A 21,987-nucleotide genomic window follows, 5' to 3' on the forward strand; every position below is an offset into this window, starting at 1 on the left:
TACTTTACAGTTGGGTGAAATTGCGCAGTGGAAAGTAACAAGGTAACGGTAATAAAAATTATATGAATATCAGGAAGGTTTGACGCATGGCGGGAAATCGTCTATAATTTGAGATAATGATTCCTGTAGGCGATGGCCTTACAGGGTGTTTCTGGAAATAGTCTCATATAGAAAAAAGAATGGAGGAAAAAATGACAAAGATTGTAGGTAAGGCTTTGCCGAATATGCCATGGCAGGAGCCGAAAGGTAATGAAAAGCTGCCGGTATGGCGTTATGATGCGAATCCGATTATTGAAAGGTTTGCTACCAAAAATTCAAACAGTATTTTTAACAGCGCGGTAGTGCCCTTTGGGGACGGCTTTGCAGGGGTGTTCCGCTGTGACAGTAAGTCGATTAGTATGGATATTTTTCCAGGATTTAGTAGTGACGGTATCAATTGGGATATTTCAGATGAACCGGTTAAGTTTGAGGGGGCGCATCCGGAGGTGGCAAAGCGGGATTACCGGTATGACCCCAGGGTTTGCTTTATTGAGGACAGGTATTATGTGACTTGGTGCAATGGGTACCATGGATATCCGACAATTGGAGTGGGATATACCTTTGATTTTAAGACTTTTTATCAGTTGGAAAATGCATTTCTGCCCTTTAACAGGAACGGTGTGCTGTTTCCCAGAAAAATAAACGGTAACTATTATATGCTCAGCCGTCCCAGTGACAATGGGCATACGCCTTTTGGAGATATTTTCTTAAGTGAAAGCCCTGACCTGAAATATTGGGGATGCCATCGTTATGTGATGGGAACTGTCAAGGGAGATGCATCGGCTTGGCAGAGTACCAAAATTGGAGCCGGCAGTGTGCCCATTGAGACGCAGGAGGGTTGGATTTTGCTCTACCATGGCGTGATTAATACCTGTAATGGATTCGTTTACAGGATGGGATGCGCTCTGTTGGATTTGGAGGAACCCTGGAAGGTAAAAAAGAGAACGAAAGATTATATTTTAGGGCCTCACGAATTATACGAATGTGTAGGAGATGTGCCTAATGTGGTATTCCCCTGCGCGGCACTGACAGATGCCGCAACAGGAAGAATTGCCATCTATTATGGATGTGCGGATACCGTAACGGGACTGGCCTTTACCACGGTAGAAAACTTGATGGACTGTATGGTAACAAGTATTTAAAACCTATGGCCGCCGCCCCCGCCGCTTCGGCCGCCGCCTCCGCCACCACTGCGGCTTCCACCACCGCCACTGCTGTTGCTGGGAGGACTGTACACCTTGGACTGGTGGGTTAACTTCATTTGAGGGTTGGTGAAGGCAAATCTGGTGGAAGCTGATTGTAAAAGTTCTCTGTCAGATGGTTTGGCGGTGCCGGATGATATTCTTACAACAAAATAGTTGATGAGCGCAGCTAATATGAGGGCAAGCAGGAGATTGCTTATGTACTTCATAGGCTGCGCTATTTTTTGCCCGGATAAAAGGGTATGGATCTGGGCAAAGGCTCTCAGAGCGCAGCTGAAATAATCGGCTTTTGATGCGTAGCGGTATACATTGTCAGTGATGGTGTCAGCATAGGAGGAGGTGATGGTTTTATAAACGGCGCCATCGCTGAAGATATAAATTTCACGGTTGTCCATGTCAATCAGAAAAAGGCAGCCGCTGTTTGTGCCGATGCGCTCATGATAAAAATCTTCGGCAAAATAGGAGGTGGAGTATGGGTTGTAATCAATTGATTTAAAAATTACATTTCCATAGTCCGTAATAGCCTGCATTTCCAAAGAAAGCTGTTCTTTCTCGGACTGGCTAAGCAAAGCGGCATCATCCTCTAAAATAACGCAGTAGCCGGTTTCCGTATTTTCCCATAGTTCTGTTTCCGGAGCATTGGCGGAGGAGATAGCAGCCTGCGCCTTTAAGGAGTTAAGGCCGAATAATAAAAAGATAATTATGCCTGCCAGAAGCACTCTTTTTTTGGAGCTGTTTTTGCAGGCGTTCACCTGCTTTATAAATTTTATATACCTTATGAATACGTTAGGATAAGTGTTATAAGCAGGTTCTGTTTTAAAAAGCATTATCGTCCCCTCCCTTTCTTTCAAACTGCGGAAGCTTTCTGGTAGTCAGTATGTTATATTTGCGTATGATTCCTGTGATTGTAAATAAAATGCCAAGGAAGATAAGGATTGTACTGCCGTAATACCAAATATCCGATACAGGGTTCCATACACAGACAAAGATAGCGGCAATCATGGCGGCCAATGAGCCGATAATACCGACTGGCGTTTTGCCCCCTTCAAAGCCGGAACCTTGTGGGAGCTTTTTCATGGCCGGAGCCTTCGAGGCTTTTGTCTGATTTCCCAAGTCGGTGGATGAATTGAAGGTTTGCTGGAACAGGTAGCCCCGGTCGTCATCCTTTTTGTCCCTGTGATATATTTTTACAATCTCCGACAGGTAAATAAAAAAGGTAGCGGCTGCCAAGATCATAGAACATATAAGTGTTATTTTTGGTGAGATAGTAAAAAATAAATTTAGGAATATAAAAATCGGTATTGCCATTATGAGGCAAGCAATGATGTATTTTTTGGTATCCACAGGAATATCCGCTGCAACTTTGCCGGTTTGACCGTTAACGGTAGCGTAGGCGATACGGTCGCCTTTGCGGTAGGACATAAACCAGACCGGATACATGACACGTCTTGGGGTGGGGCATTTGGTGCCCAGCATCTCATCTAAAGGACCGCTGTTTTTAAAGGAAAGGCCGGAGAAAGAGGGTACCCTTTTGATTTCCTTGTAGCTGGCATCGTTGGCAAGAGCCCTGGCGTCATTTTCATAGATACTGCTGTCTACATCAGCAGTATCCGCGTAAAAGCCGCTGAGGAAAGAGGGCGCAAAATCTATTTGCATCTTGGTATCAAAAGGAGCAATCTGCTCACTGATGTTGTCTGCAAAGGAGGAGGACGCGTCATAGGACAGGTTATGGTATTGGGCATCTATGCTGCCACTTAGGGCATAGCGGTCCGTATAGAGGTAATTTCCTCTACGGTAGGATTTTTCCGCCGTGAGGTTAACGGCTCCTTGCTGGGAAATATTATAAGACCAGTAAGGCATGTAAATCCCGCGAAAGCTTTCGATGTGCTTTTCATCCTTTAAGTCGTTTGGGGCAAAGGGAGAGCGCTTTATGTGAGCGATAAATGCGCTCTTGCAGGCATCCTTTGTCTGCTGAAAGGGGATGATGCGGGTGGGGCGTAATTCTCTGCTGATGCGGCTGTCTAAAATAGTGGAGGCGCCGCAGAAGCTGCAAAATTCGGCAGCAGATGTGTCTGTGCTTAGAATTTCACCACCGCATTGGGGACAGGTGAATATGGTTGCATCAAAAACATTGCTTTCTTCGGCATCCCTGTCTTTGGTCACTTCGTAAGGGTCTTTTAAGGTAAGGCAGTGTTCGCACTTGAGTTGTTGGGTGGGGATATCGAATTTTAGGTTCCCCCCACAGTTTGGACATTCGTACAAGAGATTTTCCTCCTTTATGTATGGGGCATGCCCGATTCAACGGAATATATGGAAATGCCCGTGCAGTTTGTACTTTCAATCATATTTTATAGTGGGGAAAGGGAAAAGTAAACAGGGAAAAATATTACAGTCGTGATTGTGGGAAACAGTGTATTATTGTATGATGTAATTTAAGGAATCAAGAGATTATGCCAGCATGGATCATATGTGGCAGGCAGGAGGAATGGACATGAGGTATTTTTTTGTGATTTTGGGAATTTTCGGAGCGGAGTGGAAGGTGAAAAATGATATAGAGGAGAGGATGGAGGAAGGGAGGACGAAGGAGAAGTGCGGAGGCTTTTTGCTGATAAGGAAGCATCATAACAGAGGGGCTTTTTTGAATGCAGGGCAGGATAGGCGGAAAGTGGTTGTGAGGCTGTCCGTTTGTCTGACAGCAGCACTTACGGTTTTGTTTTTGGCAACGCTTGGAAATGCAGGAAAAGGGCTTTTGAAGTGGGGGCTTACTTTCTTGCTGGGAGGTGCTTATAGTAATACCTATGACAGGCTTGTGCGGAAATATGTAGTGGATTATGTGAGTTTTAATGTGCCATTTGGCCTTCGGAAGGTAATTTTTAACATAAGTGATTTCTGCATAATGGTGGGAGCGCTGCTGAGCGTGATCGGCTGGGAGAAGCAATAAACTGTTTTTCCGCAGGTCAGGCAGCAACATAGCCAGGAGGGGACGGCGGTGAACCTGTGAAAACATTGGCAGCGGCCTTTTGCAACAGTTAGATTTGGTAACAGTGAAGCCGAAGGCTGAACGGTTACGGTCTTTTTTACGTTTATAAAAATAAGTCTTGACAAAGTGTCTCTATTGCGTTATTGTATTAATTAAGTAATACAATAATACAAAGAAAGGAAGATATGCATGGCGTGGAATTTAAATTCGGATCGTCCTATTTATGCCCAAATCCTTGATGTGATACAGCTTCGTATTATCTCAGGCCGGTACCGTCCAGGGGAGAAGATACCGAGTGTGCGGGATTTAGCGGCAGAGGCAGGCGTAAATCCCAATACAATGCAAAAGGCATTGGCCGAGCTGGAGAGAAACGGATTAGTGGTAACCCAGAGAACAAGTGGCAGGATGGTAACGGAGGACATGGATATGATTCAAACGACCCGCAATAAGCTTGCCAGAGAGCAGGTAAGTGAGTTTATTGATAAAATGAAGGAATTAGGATTTAGCAAAAAGGAAGTAGTGGAACTTTTTGAGAGAATGGGAGGGGAAGACGCATGAATGCACTGGTAGAAGTAATCAATCTTACCAAGATTTATGAGAAGAAAAAGATAGCGTTAGACCATATGAATCTTACCATACCCAGAGGAAAGATTATCGGGCTTTTAGGGCCTAATGGAAGCGGAAAGACTACGTTGATTAAGCTGATGAACGGTTTGCTGGAAGCTACGGAGGGAGAAGTGCTGATGAATGGGCACAGGCCCGGGCCACAGACGAAGAACTGGATTTCTTACCTGCCGGAGCGGACCTATTTCCATAATAATATGCGCGTTGATGAGCTGATTCGTTTTTTCTGTGACTTTTATCAGGACTTTCGCCCGGAGCGGGCAAGGCAGATGCTGTCTAACTTAAACATCAGTGAAAACGCCAAGTTAAAGACATTGTCTAAGGGAACTAAGGAAAAGGTGCAGCTTATCATGGTGATGAGCCGGGAGGCGCAGCTATATGTTTTGGATGAACCGATAGCAGGCGTGGATCCGGCAGCAAGGGATTATATTTTACGGACGATTATTACCAATTATAATGAAAATGCCACCGTACTTTTATCAACTCATTTAATTTCCGATATTGAGAAGGTATTGGATGAAGTTATATTTATCCGAAATGGGAGAGTGATACTTCAGGATACAGTGGAAAATATCCGGGAATGCAGAGGAAAGTCGGTAGATGCATATTTCAGGGAGGTGTTTGCATGTTAGGGAAACTGTTAAAACATGAATGGAAAGCAGTTTGGAAGGTGCCGATGCTTTTGATTGCGATACTGATGATCACCGCAGTGATGGCCGGGCTTACCTTTGCTCTGCCTATATGGGACAGCGAGTGGGTTGGACTTCCGCTTTCGGGAATAATGTTAATTTGTATGTTTTATTTTGCAATAATAGCGGTGACTGTGGGAATTATGATTTATTTTGCGGTACGGTATTACAAAAATATGTTTACGGACGAGGGATATTTAACCCATACTCTGCCGGTAACCGCCCGACAGCTTCTTTTAAACAAAACGATTACCATGAGTGCGTGGAATCTGATTGCAATGCTGGCGGTGGTGATCAGTATATTTGTCTTTTTTGCAATTATGATATTGTCATTGGCGCCTAAGGACAGCAGTTTTACCAGAGAGCTTATGGAAACAATCAGAGCCTGGCCGGAAGTATTAAAATCTCCTTATATGGACGGATTTGAAGGATTTTGTATTGGAGGACTGCTTGTGGTGCTGATAGGAGCGTTTAGCAATAGCATGATGTTGATCGGCGCGATTACTTTAGGCCAGATGGTACGCAAGCATAGAATACTGGGAGCGGTAGGCGCTTATTTTGGGCTGACTATTATTGTTCAGATTTTCAGTACGGTAATTATGATTCCTATGATGGTGAAAATGATGGATTCATCTTATTACGACAGCGCATATGGTGCACAGTCGCCTTTCCCGATTTTGACATCTTTTTATTTCCTGGTGGCAGGTGTGTCGCTGGTATTGGGGATAGGGCTGTATTTTATGAGCGAGTATTTGATCCGTCATAAGCTTGAATTAGAGTAGGGCAAAGATATAAGCAGATTGGTTTATGAAACGAAATTATGAGGTAAAATTAAGGCAGAGTTTTGCGTGGATGCGGACTCTGCCTTTCATATAGTACGTTGGCGGAGCGCCAGAGCATTTTTCAGACACGCTCTAGGCAGTGATTAGAGAACCTGCTTTTCCTTTTAAGGCATCGGCTGCTGCTTCAAGGGAAGTAATCAACACGCTGCCTTCTTTATTTACGGTAAGATAAGAGATGGCGGCTTCGATTTTTGGGAGCATAGTACCTTTGCCAAACTGTCCTTCGTCAATCATTCTTTTGGCTTCGGTTATGGTAAGGGATGAAATGTTCTTTTGCTCAGGCGTTCCAAAATTTCTGTAAACATTAGGGACACTGGTCAGGATGATGAGCTGGTCGGCCATAAGGTCGCCGGCAAGTTTCCCTGCAATGGCGTCCTTTTCAATAACAGCCGAGGCCCCTTTTAAGGTATGCTTTTGTTCCATGACAGGGATACCGCCGCCGCCGCAGGCAATGACGATCTGACCGGCCTCAGAAAGTGTGCGGATGGCCTCAATTTCCACAATGTCGATAGGCTTAGGTGCGGCAATGATTCGGCGAAAACCTTTACCGGGTATCTCCTGCACATAATTGCCTTTCTTGATTTCTATTTCAGCGTCATCGGATGACATATTTCGTCCAATCAGCTTGGTGGGTTCATAAAAGGCATCATCATAAGGGTCCACCGTTACCTGGGTTAAAATGGTAGAAACGGTTTTACTGATTCCCCGGCTTAAGAGTTCAGCTTTCAGGGAATTTTGGATATCGTAGCCCACATAGCCCTGACTCATGGCACTGCAGACGCACATGGGCGCCGGCGTGTAATCAATATAAAGACGGCGCAGCTCTGTCATAGCCTTGTGAATCATGCTGATCTGGGGGCCGTTGCTGTGGGTGATGGTAAGCTGATAGCCTGCCTCCACCAAATCTGCCAGTGTTCTGGCGGTAACCTTGACAGCGTCCCGCTGCTGGGTGGTGGTGTGGCCTAAGGCATTATGCCCAAGGGAAACCACTGCTTTTTTCTTATGACTTGTCATTGGATTCATGATTGATAAACCTTTCTATGGAATAGATTTTTGTATTTATGCGGCAAGCATTAGTTTCAGCTTATAATTATAATAAAGCACAAAAATAGTATATCAAAAGAGGGGGGATTTGTACAGCATATGAGAAATGGAGGAAAGGTAACAGTTGTGTAGAAGGTATTCGGAGGAGTATAATAGAAGTAATAATTGTGAGGCGATCTTCTCAAGGCGTGGAGTGCATTTGAAAATTCATACCTACCCCAAGTTTAAAATCACCTGAATATAGTGTCGCCGTAGTTATGGTTAGTGCCACCATATGAAATACTTCAATAATGTGAATGCAGGAGGATTAAGAGGAAAATGGAAAAATGGAATGACTGGGACAAGGAAAAAGAACGGCTGGTGGAACCAATTTGCGATGATTTGCAATACTGCGGCAGGATTGATGACAGGGACGTAGGCGCGCCCGTATTTACCATGCCGGGCAGCTTTGTGCGCATGAAGTTTACAGGATCTTCTTATGTGAAGGCTGTGGTGGTGAATAAGAGCTTTTACAATGATCCCTGGGTAGGAGTGCTGCTGGATCAGGAGCAGGCGAAAAGGAAGATTGAAAAGGATGGAGAGCCGGTGGTACTGACTTTAGCAGAAAATCTGGAAAAGGGTGAGGAACATATGATCACCTTTTTTAAACGGATGGACCACAGCCATGAGTACGCCTTTTTGGGATTCCTTTTGGAATATGGCAGCAGGGTGATAAAAGGGGCGGCCCTTCCCAGAAAAAAGATGGAATTTTATGGGGATGGCGTAACCGCAGGCGAGGCATCAGAGGCAATAGGATATTGTGGTAAGCCGGACCCGGACCATAGGGGAGAGCTTTCCAATGCATATTTTTCCTATGCCTGGGCAGCGGCCCGCATGCTCCATGCCCGGGTGCACCTGGTGGCGCAAAACGGAATTGCTTTTCAAGACGGCGCCGGATATTTTATGGAAGGTAAAAGGGGAATGGAAAGCTGTTATACGAAGGTGGGGTTTGTCGGGAAAGAAGGAGAAAATGCAGAACCGGCAGAGTGGGATTTTCACCGTTATACGCCCCATGTGGTGGTGGTGGCTGTGGGACAGAATGATGCCTGGCCGGAGGATATTATGAAGGAAGATGACAAAGGAGAAAAAGCTAAGGTATGGAGGGAGCGTTATAAGCAATGGATATTATCCCTGCGGCGTTTGTACCCAAAAGCGTGGATTATTCTGACGACTACCATACGGGCGCATCATTCCGGCTGGGACAGGAACATTGGAAAAGTGTGCGCGGAATTAAACGATTCCAGGATAGCGCATTTTCTGTATGGAGAAAATGGAAGGGGAACGCCGGGGCATGTGCGGGTACAGGAGGCAATGAATATGGCTCTGGAGCTGCATGGGTTCATCAATGGATTGGGAAATGATGTATGGGAATAGATTGAAAAATCATCCTGATGGCTGATTTTATCAATCTTCTTTTTAAGCAGTATCGCAAGCAGGCTTGCGATATGCATGGGGATTAGTGTGAGAAGTACTTCTAGCCACTCACAGCAGGGGCTGTTTCGTGGAGAAGTACTAAGTCTCACACAGGAGAATGCCTAAAATACGGGCATTCTCCGCACCGATTTGAGATTCCGCAAAGCGGAATCATGGAGGGTGGGCGCGAAACATCAATGTGGAGATTTTCACGGAAAGAATGGGTTGGCATAGGCATGTATCATAATTTTATTATCTTGACTTTTAGTCAATTTTTTACACGCTTATCAGACAGAAAAGTGTGTTTTTTTTGCCCAAAAAGAGAGGTGGACATAATTGACAATGCAAAAATAGTTCCATTCACTGATAAATTAAACATAATTCACAGAATAATAAATTTTACCTTGCTTTTTTTGTGCATTTGTGCTACTCTTTTAAGAGTACGAAGAATATAGAATTGTTAGTAAGAATAAACTATATTTTTCAAAAAACAAATCAGGAGGTAGAAAAGTTATGAAAGCACGTAGTAAAAGACTGGTTGCGCTTTTTGCAACTCTTGCTATGACCGTGTCTTTACTGGCAGGCTGTGGCGGCGGAACTTCCGAACCGGCTAGCAGCGATACGTCAGGCAGCGGTACTGAAGCGGGGCAGGAGGAAGCGCCTGACGCAGCAGGAGATGCAGATGCAGCGGATACCGGCGATGCAGCAGACACCAGCACAGCTTCAGGTGATGTAAACAGCACACCGAGAAATGAAACTTTATATTTTGCAGGTCAGCAGTGGGGAACTATAAATGACTGGAATCCCTTCTCAGCTAATTCCAACAATGCAATGGCAATTCAGCAGAAGGATTCTTCCCGTACATTGATTTATGAAACATTGTTTATGTTTAATATGTTAGATGGCGAGCTTTATCCTTTACTTGCTACAGATTGGGCTTGGGATGATGATACAATGACCAGCCTGACTATTAATTTGAATCCTGATGCACACTGGAGTGATGGCTCTGCCCTTACGGCAGAGGACGTTGCTTACACATGGGACTGTAACGTTAAGTATGAGTCTTCTCTGGGCGTGGATTTTCCGAACTACATTGAATCCATTACGGCAGTAGACGATACCACAGTAGCAATCAAGTGTGCATTGGATGATGCAGGGAATCCTACGAATCCCCTGAAGGTTCAGCAGCTGTTACAGCAGATGTACATTATGCAGAAAGCATATCTTGAAACCGTTGAAGCAAGAAATGATTCCGATAAAGAAGCTATGAAACTTGACAAGATGGATGATTTGATTGCATCCGGTCCTTATATGCCTTTCTATGATGACGACCAGAAGGTTGTATTTATCAGAGATGAGAATTACTGGGGCCAGGCGGCTTCTATGTGGGGCAAGTTGCCGACACCTAAATATATTGCTCATGTGATTTATGCAGATAACAATGCGGGACAGATTGCACTTACGGCAGGGGAAGTTGACGTTTGCCAGCAGTTTATCACAGACGTACAGAAATTATGGGAAGAAGAAGGTCTTCCAATTACTACATACATTGACGAGCCTCCTTATGGACAGTGTGCGACCATGCCTTCCTGCTGGATGAACGTTGATGTGGAAGGTTTGGATCAGGCTGAAGTTAGAAAAGCAATTGCAATGGCTACGGATTTTGATCAGGTTATTGCATCCGCTATGTCCAATCAGTCCCCTACCTTTAAGGATGTTCCTCGTTCTACTATGAACCCTACGGACGGCGAGCAGGCTCTATATGATCAGGCAGCAGTTAAAGATTTACAGTTCGCAGGAAATGATGTTGATGGCGCAAATGCGTTACTTGATGAAGCAGGTATCGTTGACTCTGACGGCGATGGAATCCGTGAATATAATGGCAAGCCTCTTTCCTTTAAGGCTGAATGCCCTGATGGATGGACAGACTGGATGGCTTCTCTTGAAATCGTAGCATCTTCCGCTAAGAATATTGGTATTGATATTCAGACATATTTCCCGGATACCAATACTTTCTACAATGATATCACAACAGGCTCTTTTGAAATTTGTATGAATTCTCCTTCCGGTTCATCTATTACCAACCCTTGGGGACGCTGCATGCAGTTCTTAAGCAGCCAGTACGCTGACTTGGAAGTTAACTGGAATGGTAACTGGAGTCACTACAGGAATGACGAAGCAGATGAGATTCTTGCTAAGATTCCTCTGGAGACAGATCAGGCTACTTTAAAAGAATACTACACAAGATTAAATGAGATTTACCTGACAGATGTTCCTTCCTTTGCTCTGATGTACAGACCGGAATTGTTCTATGCAGTAAATGAGAGCGTGTGGACAGGATATCCTATGAAGGATGACGGAAGCAATATTCCTCCTACTGATTGTACAGATGGTTATGGAATTGCAGCTCTCTACAATCTGACACTGGTTGAATAAGATTTAGGAAATATTTAAAGAACCGGCCGGGGACAGATTCTCCGGCCGGATTTTATCAATAAGCTTTCTTGTGGAGAGTGGGCGTTTTATAAGGAATGGAAGGGGTGAAGTGTTTGAAAGGGTATAAGAAATATTACGGTCAGAAAATCATATGGTATCTGATTACACTTTTCTTTGCAATTGTTTTGAACTTTGTATTACCGAGACTGATGCCGGGCGATCCAGTGGCCGGTATTGCATCGGGAGCCGTATCCGGTATGACGGATGCTACCGCGATTCAAAAGGTATATGAGGAATATGCGGAAAAGTTTGGTGTGAATAAGCCCATGATCGTGCAGTTTGGTATGTGGGCGGGAAATGCTTTAAAAGGAGATTTTGGCGTTTCCTTCAGTCAGTATCCAAGAACGGTAGGCAACATCATATCTTCATCTATCGGATGGACATTAGCGCTGCAGCTGCCGGCTATTATAGTGGGATGGTTACTGGGTAATATTTTAGGAGCCGTGGCAGCGTACATAAAAGGTGCTTTTGATAAGGTGCTCTTGCCGGTATTCATGTTTATCAGTAATGTACCAGCTTTTGGTATGGCGATTATTCTGTTAACGGTATTCGGTATTAATTTAAAATGGTTCCCAACCAGTGGAGCGTATGGTTTTGAATTAATCCCGAATTTCAGCTGGGAATTTATCAGTTCCGTTATTTCCCATTATCAGATGCCTTTCTGGTCAATCGTTTTGATTACCATTGGCGGTCAGGCAATTGGTATGCGTTCCATGTCTATTTACGAATTGAATGCGGATTATGTAAAATACAGTCGTTTCCTGGGAATAAAAGACAGAAAGATCGTAGGCTATGTGTTCAGAAATGCTATGCTGCCCCAGATTACCGGTTTGGCAATGTCTCTGGGAACTATGATGGGCGGCGCTCTGGTTGCGGAGATTATCTTCAGCTACCCTGGAATCGGCACGGCAATGATGACTGCGGTAAGAGGGCAGGATTATCCTCTTTTGTCAGCTTGTACATTGATTATTACTATTATGGTACTTTTAGCAAATCTGTTGGTTGAGATTCTCTATGGCGTGATTGACCCTCGTGTCAAGGCAGCTCAACAGGATTAGGAGGTGGATTATGAAAAATACATTAAGACAGGTGTTCCATTCTCCCAAATTTGTGATTGGATTTTCGATATTTGCATTGATATTACTTACTGTCATTATTTATCCGCTGGTGGTGATTGCGGATCCTCTTGAAATGGTAGGTAATGGTAACTTTTTTAAACCGGGTACCTATGTATCTGTTAAGGATGCGGTGGAGGGAACCCATTATACTTTGAATATTGATGTACAGTCCGGTTCACTGGATAACAAGATCAGTTCCAGTGATAAGGATGATATGAAAGATTGGCTGATAAAATATGGAGGAGTTGCTGAAGCTGATATAAACGTTAACGATGTTGAAAGTCTGCTTGGGCTTTGGCAGACCCATTATGATCCCGATGCGGACCAGACAGGGATTCTTGCCTCTAAGAAAAAATACTATGTTCGTCTGAACAACAGTCTGAATGGTATTTTGGAAGACAATGATGTGATCATTGCAAAAGAAAATTCTGAAACAGGCGAGTTAGAGCAGACAGGTACGATTGCATCTAAGGAATTTGTCAATACAAAGGATGTTGCAAACAGAAGAACTTTTGTTTTAGGTACGGATAACTTTGGCCGGGATGTGCTCACGGAACTTTTAGACGCAACGAAGACATCCTTAAGAGTAGGATTAATTGCAGGTGTTGTTGCAACACTGATTGGATTATTCTTAGGACTTTTATCGGGTTACCTGGGAGGAATGGTGGATAATATTATTACCTTCATTACCAACCTGTTTACGGTTATTCCTTCCTTTATTCTTTTGATTTTGATTTCTTACTCCGTAGGCCAGGCGGCAAGAGGCGTTAATCTGGTAGCTACAATTATCGGATTGACTTCCTGGACATGGACAACGCGTTCCGTGCGTTCGCAGGTTATCTCTTTGAGAAACCGTGACCATGTAAATCTATCCAAACTGTCCGGACACAGTATGATGCGTATTGTACTTACGGATATTCTGCCTTACATTGCTTCTTATGTGGTAATGGCATTTATTTTGCAGATATCATCAGGTATCCTTGCAGAAGCACAGCTTTCCATGTTAGGTCTTGGCCCCTCAACATCAACCACGGCTACACTGGGCCTTATGATGAACTGGGCAAACCTGTACGCAGCGCCTCTTAATGGTTCTTGGTGGGCGTATTTTCCTGTTGTTATTATGATTGCCCTGATTTCGTTCTCTCTCAATTTGATGAATACGGGACTTGATCAGATCTTCAATCCACAGCTGAGAGATTAAGGAGGGATACCATGGGAAAAGTAATGCTTGAAGTAAAAAATTTAAAAACAAAATATGTTACCCGTTTAAGGGAAGACGTATTTGCGGTTGACGGCGTATCCTTAAAAATTGAAGAAGGAAAATCTTTAGGTGTTGCCGGAGAGTCTGGCTGTGGTAAATCCACATTGGCCCTTTCACTGATGGGATATTATTTCCCGCCTTTACATTATATCAGCGGTGATATTATTGTAGATGGAAACAATATTTCCGGAATGAAGCCAGATGATGTGCGGAGAAAAGTACTGGGAACAGAAATTGCTTATATTCCTCAGGCCGCTATGAATGCGTTGAATCCTACCCAGAAAATTATCCGTTTTATAGAAGATGTAATTCACGTACATGATCCTAAAATGAGCAAAAAGGATATTTATGATTTGGCGAAGGAGCGATTTGCTATCTTAGGTCTTCCAGAGGAAGTATTGCAAAAACATGCGGTTGAGCTTTCAGGTGGTATGAAACAACGTACGGTTATCGCTATATCCACTATCCTTTCTCCTAAGGTTCTGATTGCAGATGAGCCGTCATCTGCTTTAGACGTTACCAGCCAGAAGATGGTTATCAAGATGATGCGGGATCTGATGGATAAAGGATTTATCAGAAGTATGATTTTCATTACCCATGAGTTGCCACTTCTATATAATGTAACAGATGATATCATGGTAATGTACGCCGGGCAGATCGTGGAGCGCGGTACAGCTAAGGAGATGGTATTTGATCCCCTGCATCCTTACACGAAAGGTCTGATGGGCTCTATTATCGTACCGGAGGAAGGCGTCAGGGAGAATAAACTGATAGCGATACCAGGTACGCCTCCTAACTTAAAACATCCGCCCAAAGGATGCCGTTTTGCAGACAGATGTAAATATGCATCACCAACCTGTATGTCAATGGAAGTTCCTAACCTGGAAGTTCCCAGCAAAGAGAACGAGGGCTACAACCGCGAGTATCGCTGCCTGATGTCTGTGAGAAAGATTAGGGAGGTGTATGAGAATGAGTGATAAAAGAGCGTCCTGCTTAAAAGGGAATGGAGTTACCAAGGTCTTTGGCTTTGGTGATAAAAAGACTGTGGCTGTTAATAACGTGGATTTTGATTTCCGGGAAGGTGAAATCGTATCTATTGTAGGAGAATCCGGCAGCGGCAAGACCACTCTTTCCAAGATGCTTCTAGGTCTAATCAGTGTGACGGAAGGAGAGGTTCTCTTTCAAGGGAAACCCAGAGATATCTCAACCGGTCAAAAGAAAAGGGAATATTGGAAGGGGATTCAGGCTATCTTCCAGGATCCATTTTCTTCCTATAATATGTTTAATAAAATTGACTCGGTGCTTTTGGACTGTATTAACATGAGAGGGGGCAAATCCCTTCCTTATGAAAAGAAGTTTGAAATGATGCGGGAAGCCTGCAGCTTCGTAAATTTGGAGTTTAAGGAATTGACGAACAAATATCCCTTCGAGCTTTCCGGCGGGCAGATGCAGAGACTTATGATTGCACGAATTTTCCTGCTTAAGCCGAAGATTCTTTTGGCGGATGAGCCTACTTCCATGATTGACGCCTGCTCAAGGGCAACGATTCTGGATATGCTCTTAAAGCTCCGTGACGAAATCAACATGACAATTATTTTCATCACCCATGATATTGGTTTGGCTTACTATATATCTGATTCCGTATATATTATGGAGCACGGTAAGTTTGTGGAGCATGGGAAGGCAGAAGATGTGATTCTGCATCCGAAGGCTGCTTATACACAGAGACTGATCAATGACGTGCCTAAGATTTATGAAGAATGGGATTTGTCAACAGTTTAGAGAGCAGGTTATCGGTGATGAAAGGGCATCTGAAGGATGATCTGAGTCATAATAATTACATATATGAAAAAGAAAAGCGTTTGGCGACATTGGTGGCTAAACGCTTTTTTGGGTATGCAGGGGTATAAGTATGGAAATTTCCTACGTTGCAAGCCAACTAGCTTTGTGATAAGATAATGTATATTAATATGGAAAAATATGAAGTGTTTTAATAAAAAATGTTTTTTTGCACAGACGACAAGTATTTAAGAAAACTTATAAATGGAAATTTTCTAAATAAATAGAAATGGGGTTTTACGGATATATGGAGACGATGATTCAGATAAAGGATGTGACGAAAACCTTTATAGGCAAGGATAATACGGTGGAGGCCTTAAAGGGAATTAATCTTGAGATACACAGAGGGGAGATTTACGGTATCATCGGTATGAGCGGCGCCGGGAAATCTACTCTGGTCAGATGCCTTAATTTTTTAGAGCGGCCCAGCAGCGGAACGGTTCTTGTGGAGGGGAAGGATTTGTCCACGCTAAGGGACAGTGAGCTTCGTAAGATGCGTACGCGGATTGCAATGATTTTTCAGCATTTTAATCTGCTTATGCAAAGGACCGTGATTGATAATGTCTGCTTTCCCATGGAAATTATCAAGATGCCCAAGAAGGACGCTTTAGCCAGGGCAAAAGAGCTGCTTGGTATCGTGGGACTTTCTGAGAAGGAGCAGGCATATCCGGCGCAGTTATCCGGCGGCCAGAAGCAGAGGGTTGCAATTGCAAGGGCTCTTGCTACGAATCCCCAGATTCTGCTTTGCGATGAGGCTACCAGTGCGCTTGACCCTACTACCACTAAGGCGATTCTGGCTTTGCTTAAGGAAATCAATGAAAAGTATGGAATTACCATTGTGATCATTACCCATGAGATGTCGGTGGTGCAGGAAATCTGTACCCATGTGGCGATTATAGACGAGGGAAATCTTGCTGAGACGGGGAGAGTTGAGGAGGTATTTCAAAGACCAAGGAGTAAGGCGGCCAAAAAGCTGGTTTTCCAGGGAGAGCGGGAACAGTATGAGGAGATGAAGGGCAAACGCTGTATACGTATTGTGTTTACCAGCAATTCTTCTTTTGAACCGGTTATCGGAAATATGGTGCTGGCATGTAAGGTACCGGTTAATATTCTGCTGGCGGATACCAGGGATATTGGCGGCGTGGCCCATGGCCAGATGATTCTCCAATTGCCGGAGGATAATGCGGTGGCGGAGAAGATGATACGGTACTTAAGAGACAGGAAACTGGAAGTGGAGGAGCTGAACAATTATGTTGGATAATCAGACAATTATGATGATAGTAGAGGGAACTGGCGTAACGCTGTATATGACGCTTTTTTCCACACTGATAGCGTATGTTTTAGGGCTCCCTATGGGAATTCTATTGGTAGTGACAGCGCCGGGGGGACTGAAACCGAACAGGATTGTATACAAGATTTTGGATGTGGTTGTTAATATCGTCAGAAGTATCCCCTTTTTGATTTTGCTGATGCTGATTATACCTTTTACCCGGTTTATTGTAGGAAAAAGCTATGGAGCGGCGGCAACCGTGGTGCCGTTGTCTATTGCGGCGGCTCCTTTTGTGGCCAGGCTGGTGGAATCCTCCCTCCTTGAGGTAGATCATGGTGTGGTCGAGGCGGCGCAAAGTATGGGTGCCAGTCTGTGGACGATTATCTGGAAGGTGCTTTTGGCGGAGGCCAGAACTTCTTTGATTGTGGGGGCAACGATTTCCCTTGGCACTATTTTAGGGTATTCGGCTATGGCCGGTGTGGTAGGCGGAGGCGGACTTGGCGATATTGCAATCCGCTATGGTTATTACAGATACCAGGGAGATATTATGATGATAACGGTAGTGCTTTTGGTGGTACTGGTGCAGATTTTGCAGGTAATTGGAACGAAGCTTTCTAAGAAGCTGGATAGAAGAATTACGGGATAAAGGTATCATGCTGCTTTGCACACGCCGGACACAGGACAAGCTGCTTTTGGTGTTGAACGGTGAAACGGTGAAAAGTAACAATTGACGAATCAGAATATGAGGTGCCTTAAAAATGAAATTACTCAGTGCCATTGTACCTTGTTACAATGAGGAAGAAAATATTGCTGATTTTTATCAGGAATTTGTAAAAAATGAGCCCTTTTTTAAAGAAAAGGAAATAGAATTTGAGATTTGGTATATTGATGACGGGTCAAAGGACGGCACTGTTTCGAAAATTAAAAATCTGATTGAAAAGGATAGCCGTGTGCATCTTTTATCTTTTTCCAGAAATTTTGGAAAGGAAGCGGCAATTTATGCAGGTTTAGAGAAATCAAAGGGTGATTATGTGGTGTTTTTGGACGCGGATTTGCAGGATCCGCCTGCACTTCTTCCGGAAATGCTGGGTTTTTTGGAGCAGGGCTATGATTCGGTTGCCACAAGACGCGTTACCCGAAAAGGGGAGCCGCCTATCCGGTCTTTTTTTGCAAGAATGTTTTATCGTTTGATGAAAAAAATTTCCAGAACGGAAATTATGGATGGGGCAAGGGATTACCGGCTGATGAAAAGACCTGTGGTAGAGGCTATTCTTTCCATGCCGGAGTATAACAGGTTCAGTAAAGGTATATTTGGCTGGGTGGGATTTGAGACCAAATGGATTGAATTTGAAAACATTGAGAGGAAAAAAGGGGAGACCAAGTGGTCTTTCTGGAAATTGTTTATTTATTCTCTTGATGGAATCACGGCTTTTTCTACAGCGCCGTTGGCCTTTGCAGCTTTTATGGGAGTGCTATTTTGTCTGGCAGCTTTTGCATTGATTCTTTTTACAATTGTTAGAAAGGCTTTATTTGGGGATCCAACCTCAGGCTGGCCGTCTTTGGTGTGTATTATTTCCCTGATTAGCGGCGTACAGCTTTTTTGTCTGGGAATTGTGGGACAATATCTTGCAAAAACGTATATGGAAGTAAAAAGAAGGCCAATCTATCTTATAAAGGAAGAAATAAGCTGTGGAAAATAGATTGAAAAATCAAAGATTTTCCAAGTACAAATTTGTGCTTTCGCCCAAATTTGAGGACCATTGGAAACATGGAGGAATTGGATGAAAAGGCCGGATGAGTTGATTAGCATTATTGTTCCGGTTTATAATGCCGGTCATTATATAGAAGAAGCGATTGCTATGGTACAGGCACAGACTTATACTAATTGGGAATTGATTTTGGTAGACGATTGCTCCACAGATGATGGCTGTGTCAGGATAGAAAAGTACATTACGGATAAGATACGCCTGATGAAAAAAGATGTCAACGAGGGCGCCGCCAGGGCAAGAAATACAGGCATACGGGCAGCGAAAGGAAGGTATATTGCCTTTTTGGATGCAGATGATGTGTGGATGAAGGACAAGCTGGAAAAAGAATTGGCATTTATGAAAGAAAAGCAGGCGGCTTTTGTGTTTACTGCCTATGAGTTTGGGGATGAGCGGGCAAAAGGAACGGGTAAGGTGGTTCATGTTCCTAAGACGCTCACTTACCATCAGGCATTATCACGGACGGTCATTTTTACCACAACGGTTTTGATTGATACGAATAAAACGGGACGGGAATTGATCCAAATGCCGGCAGTGAAAAGCGAGGATACGGCGACCTGGTGGAAAATTTTGCGTAGTGGCTTTACCGCTTATGGATTAAATGAAGTGCTTGCAGTTTATCGGAGGCCGGTCAAATCTCTATCCTCCAATAAATTAAAGGCTGTAAGGAGAATATGGAATCTGTACAGGAAGGAAGAAAAGCTTTCTTTTGGATACAGTGTTTATAATTTGTTTTTTTGGGCATTGCGGGCTACGCTTAGAAGACTGTAGTATTCCGGCATTTTGGCAGAATTTGTGCTGTCGCAAAGCGGCAGCATGGAGGTTAAAGTGAAACGTTTAGAATCTTTGAAAAGAATCAGCGTATTGTGGATGAGCCTGATAGGGCTTTTGATTCAGACAGGTATTTACGCTTATATTTGGCTTAAATATTACTATCCGATTATCAATAACTTTAATCGGGGTCTTAAGTTTGAGAGAAACGGTCATCTTGTGACTATTGGGTTATACTTTGTTCTGCTGTTTTTCTTTATGAACACTTATGGAGGGCTGAAGATAGGCTATCTGAAGTCCATGGATATTTTTCTCTCACAATTGTTTTCACAGCTTATTGTAAATGTATTTACATATTTTCAGTTATCTCTGATGAAAGGCTGGCTGGTTCCCGTAGATATTTTTGCGGCGGCTACTTTTTTCCAGCTTTTAGTGGCGGGCGTATGGACAATTGTCTGCAACAGCCTATACCGCAAAGTATTTCCCCCAAGGGAAATGCTCTTGGTGTATGGAGAGAGGAGCATGGAGGATATTCTCAGAAAATTTGAATCCCGTGGTGATAAATATAAAATTACGAAGTGTATTGATGTGCGGGAGGGTTTCAAAAATCTGGAAAAAGAGATTGTGAAAGGATATGGGGCGGTGGTGCTGTGGGATATTCCCACCGAGGAGAGAAACCGCCTGTTAAAATTTTGTTACAGCAGATTTATACGGGTTTATATGATGCCCAAGATTCCGGATGTGCTTGTGAAGGGATCGGATCAGCTTCATCTATTTGATACCCCGCTTTTTCTGATACGGGAATATGCACTGTCAGTTGAGCAAAGGGCGGCAAAGAGGCTGCTTGATGTGGTCTGCGCTCTTATCCTGTTGGCGGTTTTGGCGCCTTTTATGGTGCTTACGGCAATTGTGATAAGATGTTATGACGGCGGGCCGGTGTTTTATAAACAGATCCGTTGCACGGCAGGGGGTAAAAAGTTTTATATTTTGAAATTCAGGAGTATGCGGGTGGATGCGGAGAAGGATGGAGTGGCCAGGCTGGCTTCTAAAAATGACAGCAGAATCACACCCATAGGGAAATTTATCCGTGCGGTACGGATTGACGAGCTGCCGCAGCTTCTTAATATATTAAAAGGGGATATGTCCTTTATCGGCCCAAGACCGGAGAGGCCGGAGATTATTGAACAGTATGTGGAGGAGATGCCGGAATTTTTGTTTCGGATGAAGGTGAAAGCGGGGCTGGCAGGGTATGCGCAGGTTTATGGAAAATATAATACCACGCCCTATGATAAGCTGAAGCTGGATTTATCTTATATAGAAAACTATTCTGTGTGGCTGGATATTAAGCTGATGCTTTTGACGCTTAAGATCCTGATTCGGCCTGAGAGCACAGAAGGGGTGGAGGACACCCAGACAACGGCCATGAAGGCGGCAAATACGGGGGAAGCCCATGAAAAAGAAGATGGAAATGAATGAGGAATATCTAAATAGAGGAATGGATTTAAAGCGGCTTGTGCTTTATCTTCAAAAGAAGATATGGCTGGTAATCATGCTGGCGGTTTTGGGTGCATGCTGCGGAGGAATCATTTACCAGATGATGCGTTCCATGAAAATGCCGGTTGAATATCAGGCAGAGTCCAAGCTGTACATTAGTTTCGGACACGATGAAAGCGGTGAGGTGTACCAGTATTATAACGGATATACCTGGAATGACCTGCTGGATACGGACCCGATTCTGGACCTGGTGATGATGCAGCTGCCAGGCTATGAGAGAGAGCAGGTGATAGCGGCTACTACTGCCGAGATTTTATCTGACATAAGGCTCCTTACGGTTACGGTGAAGGGAGAAAATGAAAAGTTTGTCAGGGAAATTAGGACAGCAGTGGAAAGCGGCCTGCGGGAGTTTGCAAGTAACAGCAAGGAACTGGACCAAATTGAAGTGATCCGTTCCGGCGCTCCGGAGCGGATATATTGGGACGACCGGACGGTGGCGGCCTGCGTTACCGGCGCAGTGATTCTTGGTGTGATAGCTTTTTTGGTGGTTAGCTTTAACTATGTGTTTGATGAATCGGTCTATGTGCAGGAGGACATAGAGAAAAAGTACGGTGTGAAAGCACTGGGACTTTTAACCCATAATCAAAAGGGATTACAGCCTTATGCAAGGGAGCTGAAGGCTAATATCCGTTATTTATTAGAGGAAAGGAAGGCCTTTGCGATTATAGACATGGCCAATCATGCGGATACCCGTGGGCTGGAATTGGAGCGTCTGCTGAGCAGCCAGGAGACGGATGTGTTTGGCGGCGGCCAGGCGGAGGATGACTTTAGTTGGAATATTGGTAAAAGAGAGGACAGCAATCAGAAAAAGAGTGAGTATGATGTGATGGCCTTCAATGAAAATATTTTGTCGGAGGAAGAATGCCGTAAGATTAGAGAAATTGGCGGCGTGATTCTGCTGCTTCCTTTTGGCACTGACACGGGGCGAAAGACCGCGAGGATTTTAAGCCTTCTTCGCAACCAGGACTGCAAGGTGCTGGGGATGGTGATTGCTCAGGCGGACGAAGAATTTTTAAATAGATATTATGCGTAAAATGTGG

20 protein-coding genes are annotated in these 21,987 nt (G+C 44.0%); 17 read left to right on the forward strand and 3 right to left on the reverse strand.

All coding sequences use genetic code 11. The annotated features are described in order from the left end of the window. Positions 1-191: 191 nt before the first annotated feature. On the forward strand, positions 192-1,181 hold the full coding sequence (locus D5281_RS09000; RefSeq protein ID WP_160559834.1) for a glycoside hydrolase family 130 protein: 990 nt from the start codon (positions 192-194) through the stop codon (positions 1,179-1,181). Here D5281_RS09000 and D5281_RS09005 read toward each other — a convergent pair. Next, complete coding sequence (locus D5281_RS09005; protein ID WP_160559835.1) at positions 1,178-2,068, reverse strand: TPM domain-containing protein; 891 nt, start codon at positions 2,066-2,068, stop codon at positions 1,178-1,180. The two genes, D5281_RS09000 and D5281_RS09005, sit on opposite strands and share 4 nt — an antisense overlap. Further along, positions 2,058-3,503 carry a hypothetical protein gene (locus tag D5281_RS09010; protein WP_160559836.1) on the reverse strand — a complete coding sequence of 482 codons (1,446 nt, stop codon included), beginning with the start codon at positions 3,501-3,503 and terminating at the stop codon, positions 2,058-2,060. Before D5281_RS09010 ends, D5281_RS09005 begins: the two co-directional genes overlap by 11 nt. Before the next feature lie 229 nt (positions 3,504-3,732). On the opposite strand from D5281_RS09010, the gene D5281_RS09015 reads away from it, so the two are divergent. The 4 genes from D5281_RS09015 to D5281_RS09030 all read left to right on the forward strand — a co-directional run bounded on the left by D5281_RS09015 (position 3,733) and on the right by D5281_RS09030 (position 6,316). Next, entirely contained in the window at positions 3,733-4,182 is a 450-nt protein-coding gene (locus tag D5281_RS09015) for a signal peptidase II (RefSeq protein WP_160559837.1), read from the forward strand. A 228-nt stretch (positions 4,183-4,410) separates the two neighbouring features. Then, positions 4,411-4,779: a GntR family transcriptional regulator gene (locus D5281_RS09020; protein WP_160559838.1), complete on the forward strand. Its 369-nt coding sequence runs from the start codon at positions 4,411-4,413 to the stop codon at positions 4,777-4,779. Next, on the forward strand, positions 4,776-5,477 hold the full coding sequence (locus tag D5281_RS09025; protein ID WP_160559839.1) for an ABC transporter ATP-binding protein: 702 nt from the start codon (positions 4,776-4,778) through the stop codon (positions 5,475-5,477). The genes D5281_RS09020 and D5281_RS09025 overlap by 4 nt, the downstream gene beginning before the upstream one ends. Then, on the forward strand, positions 5,471-6,316 hold the full coding sequence (locus D5281_RS09030) for a hypothetical protein (protein ID WP_160559840.1): 846 nt from the start codon (positions 5,471-5,473) through the stop codon (positions 6,314-6,316). The genes D5281_RS09025 and D5281_RS09030 overlap by 7 nt, the downstream gene beginning before the upstream one ends. Before the next feature lie 132 nt (positions 6,317-6,448). Here D5281_RS09030 and arcC read toward each other — a convergent pair whose 3' ends face one another. Continuing rightward, the gene (gene arcC / locus D5281_RS09035; protein WP_277935260.1) at positions 6,449-7,399 is read right to left on the reverse strand and encodes a carbamate kinase; all 951 of its coding nucleotides are present in this window, start codon (positions 7,397-7,399) and stop codon (positions 6,449-6,451) included. A gap of 339 nt (positions 7,400-7,738) precedes the next feature. Here arcC and D5281_RS09040 point away from each other — a divergent pair, with 339 nt between their 5' ends. From D5281_RS09040 to D5281_RS09095, 12 genes are all read left to right on the forward strand, one after another. Further along, positions 7,739-8,833: an SGNH/GDSL hydrolase family protein gene (locus D5281_RS09040; RefSeq protein WP_160559841.1), complete on the forward strand. Its 1,095-nt coding sequence runs from the start codon at positions 7,739-7,741 to the stop codon at positions 8,831-8,833. A 552-nt stretch (positions 8,834-9,385) separates the two neighbouring features. Continuing rightward, complete coding sequence (locus D5281_RS09045; protein ID WP_160559842.1) at positions 9,386-11,308, forward strand: ABC transporter substrate-binding protein; 1,923 nt, start codon at positions 9,386-9,388, stop codon at positions 11,306-11,308. Between the two features lie 104 nt (positions 11,309-11,412). Beyond that, on the forward strand, positions 11,413-12,426 hold the full coding sequence (locus D5281_RS09050; RefSeq protein WP_330584901.1) for an ABC transporter permease: 1,014 nt from the start codon (positions 11,413-11,415) through the stop codon (positions 12,424-12,426). A 10-nt stretch (positions 12,427-12,436) separates the two neighbouring features. Next, positions 12,437-13,687 carry an ABC transporter permease gene (locus D5281_RS09055; protein WP_160559843.1) on the forward strand — a complete coding sequence of 417 codons (1,251 nt, stop codon included), beginning with the start codon at positions 12,437-12,439 and terminating at the stop codon, positions 13,685-13,687. A gap of 11 nt (positions 13,688-13,698) precedes the next feature. Further along, entirely contained in the window at positions 13,699-14,724 is a 1,026-nt protein-coding gene (locus D5281_RS09060) for an ABC transporter ATP-binding protein (RefSeq protein WP_277935261.1), read from the forward strand. Beyond that, positions 14,717-15,529 (forward strand): ABC transporter ATP-binding protein, encoded by an 813-nt coding sequence (locus tag D5281_RS09065; RefSeq protein ID WP_160559844.1) that lies wholly within the window; start codon positions 14,717-14,719, stop codon positions 15,527-15,529. Before D5281_RS09060 ends, D5281_RS09065 begins: the two co-directional genes overlap by 8 nt. Before the next feature lie 304 nt (positions 15,530-15,833). Further along, positions 15,834-16,847, forward strand: a complete 1,014-nt coding sequence (locus tag D5281_RS09070; RefSeq protein WP_160559845.1) for a methionine ABC transporter ATP-binding protein — start codon at positions 15,834-15,836, stop codon at positions 16,845-16,847. Further along, on the forward strand, positions 16,837-17,502 hold the full coding sequence (locus D5281_RS09075) for a methionine ABC transporter permease (RefSeq protein WP_160559846.1): 666 nt from the start codon (positions 16,837-16,839) through the stop codon (positions 17,500-17,502). The genes D5281_RS09070 and D5281_RS09075 overlap by 11 nt, the downstream gene beginning before the upstream one ends. A 112-nt stretch (positions 17,503-17,614) precedes the next feature. Further along, a complete protein-coding gene (locus tag D5281_RS09080) occupies positions 17,615-18,556 on the forward strand; it encodes a glycosyltransferase family 2 protein (RefSeq protein WP_160559847.1) in 942 nt (313 codons plus the stop codon). Positions 18,557-18,637: 81 nt separating this feature from the next. After that, on the forward strand, positions 18,638-19,393 hold the full coding sequence (locus D5281_RS09085; RefSeq protein ID WP_160559848.1) for a glycosyltransferase family 2 protein: 756 nt from the start codon (positions 18,638-18,640) through the stop codon (positions 19,391-19,393). A 57-nt stretch (positions 19,394-19,450) separates the two neighbouring features. Further along, a complete protein-coding gene (locus tag D5281_RS09090; RefSeq protein WP_330584902.1) occupies positions 19,451-20,869 on the forward strand; it encodes a sugar transferase in 1,419 nt (472 codons plus the stop codon). Beyond that, a complete protein-coding gene (locus tag D5281_RS09095) occupies positions 20,844-21,980 on the forward strand; it encodes a YveK family protein (protein ID WP_160559849.1) in 1,137 nt (378 codons plus the stop codon). Before D5281_RS09090 ends, D5281_RS09095 begins: the two co-directional genes overlap by 26 nt. The last annotated feature ends 7 nt before the right edge of the window (positions 21,981-21,987 follow it).

Source organism: Parablautia muri (assembly GCF_009917485.1).
GTDB lineage: Bacteria > Bacillota > Clostridia > Lachnospirales > Lachnospiraceae > Suilimivivens > Suilimivivens muri.

What these genes read in the sequence shown, in the direction of transcription:
- D5281_RS09030 (WP_160559840.1), top strand. Translation starts at nt 5,471, where the DNA reads ATGTTAGGGAAACTGTTAAAACATGAATGGAAAGCAGTTTGGAAGGTG.
- D5281_RS09080 (WP_160559847.1), top strand. Translation starts at nt 17,615, where the DNA reads ATGAAATTACTCAGTGCCATTGTACCTTGTTACAATGAGGAAGAAAAT.
- D5281_RS09005 (WP_160559835.1), bottom strand. Translation starts at nt 2,068, where the DNA reads ATGCTTTTTAAAACAGAACCTGCTTATAACACTTATCCTAACGTATTC.
- D5281_RS09095 (WP_160559849.1), top strand. Translation starts at nt 20,844, where the DNA reads ATGAAAAAGAAGATGGAAATGAATGAGGAATATCTAAATAGAGGAATG.
- D5281_RS09020 (WP_160559838.1), top strand. Translation starts at nt 4,411, where the DNA reads ATGGCGTGGAATTTAAATTCGGATCGTCCTATTTATGCCCAAATCCTT.
- D5281_RS09065 (WP_160559844.1), top strand. Translation starts at nt 14,717, where the DNA reads ATGAGTGATAAAAGAGCGTCCTGCTTAAAAGGGAATGGAGTTACCAAG.
- D5281_RS09015 (WP_160559837.1), top strand. Translation starts at nt 3,733, where the DNA reads ATGAGGTATTTTTTTGTGATTTTGGGAATTTTCGGAGCGGAGTGGAAG.
- D5281_RS09040 (WP_160559841.1), top strand. Translation starts at nt 7,739, where the DNA reads ATGGAAAAATGGAATGACTGGGACAAGGAAAAAGAACGGCTGGTGGAA.
- D5281_RS09060 (WP_277935261.1), top strand. Translation starts at nt 13,699, where the DNA reads ATGGGAAAAGTAATGCTTGAAGTAAAAAATTTAAAAACAAAATATGTT.
- D5281_RS09085 (WP_160559848.1), top strand. Translation starts at nt 18,638, where the DNA reads ATGAAAAGGCCGGATGAGTTGATTAGCATTATTGTTCCGGTTTATAAT.
- D5281_RS09045 (WP_160559842.1), top strand. Translation starts at nt 9,386, where the DNA reads ATGAAAGCACGTAGTAAAAGACTGGTTGCGCTTTTTGCAACTCTTGCT.
- arcC (WP_277935260.1), bottom strand. Translation starts at nt 7,399, where the DNA reads ATGAATCCAATGACAAGTCATAAGAAAAAAGCAGTGGTTTCCCTTGGG.
- D5281_RS09070 (WP_160559845.1), top strand. Translation starts at nt 15,834, where the DNA reads ATGGAGACGATGATTCAGATAAAGGATGTGACGAAAACCTTTATAGGC.
- D5281_RS09000 (WP_160559834.1), top strand. Translation starts at nt 192, where the DNA reads ATGACAAAGATTGTAGGTAAGGCTTTGCCGAATATGCCATGGCAGGAG.
- D5281_RS09075 (WP_160559846.1), top strand. Translation starts at nt 16,837, where the DNA reads ATGTTGGATAATCAGACAATTATGATGATAGTAGAGGGAACTGGCGTA.
- D5281_RS09025 (WP_160559839.1), top strand. Translation starts at nt 4,776, where the DNA reads ATGAATGCACTGGTAGAAGTAATCAATCTTACCAAGATTTATGAGAAG.
- D5281_RS09055 (WP_160559843.1), top strand. Translation starts at nt 12,437, where the DNA reads ATGAAAAATACATTAAGACAGGTGTTCCATTCTCCCAAATTTGTGATT.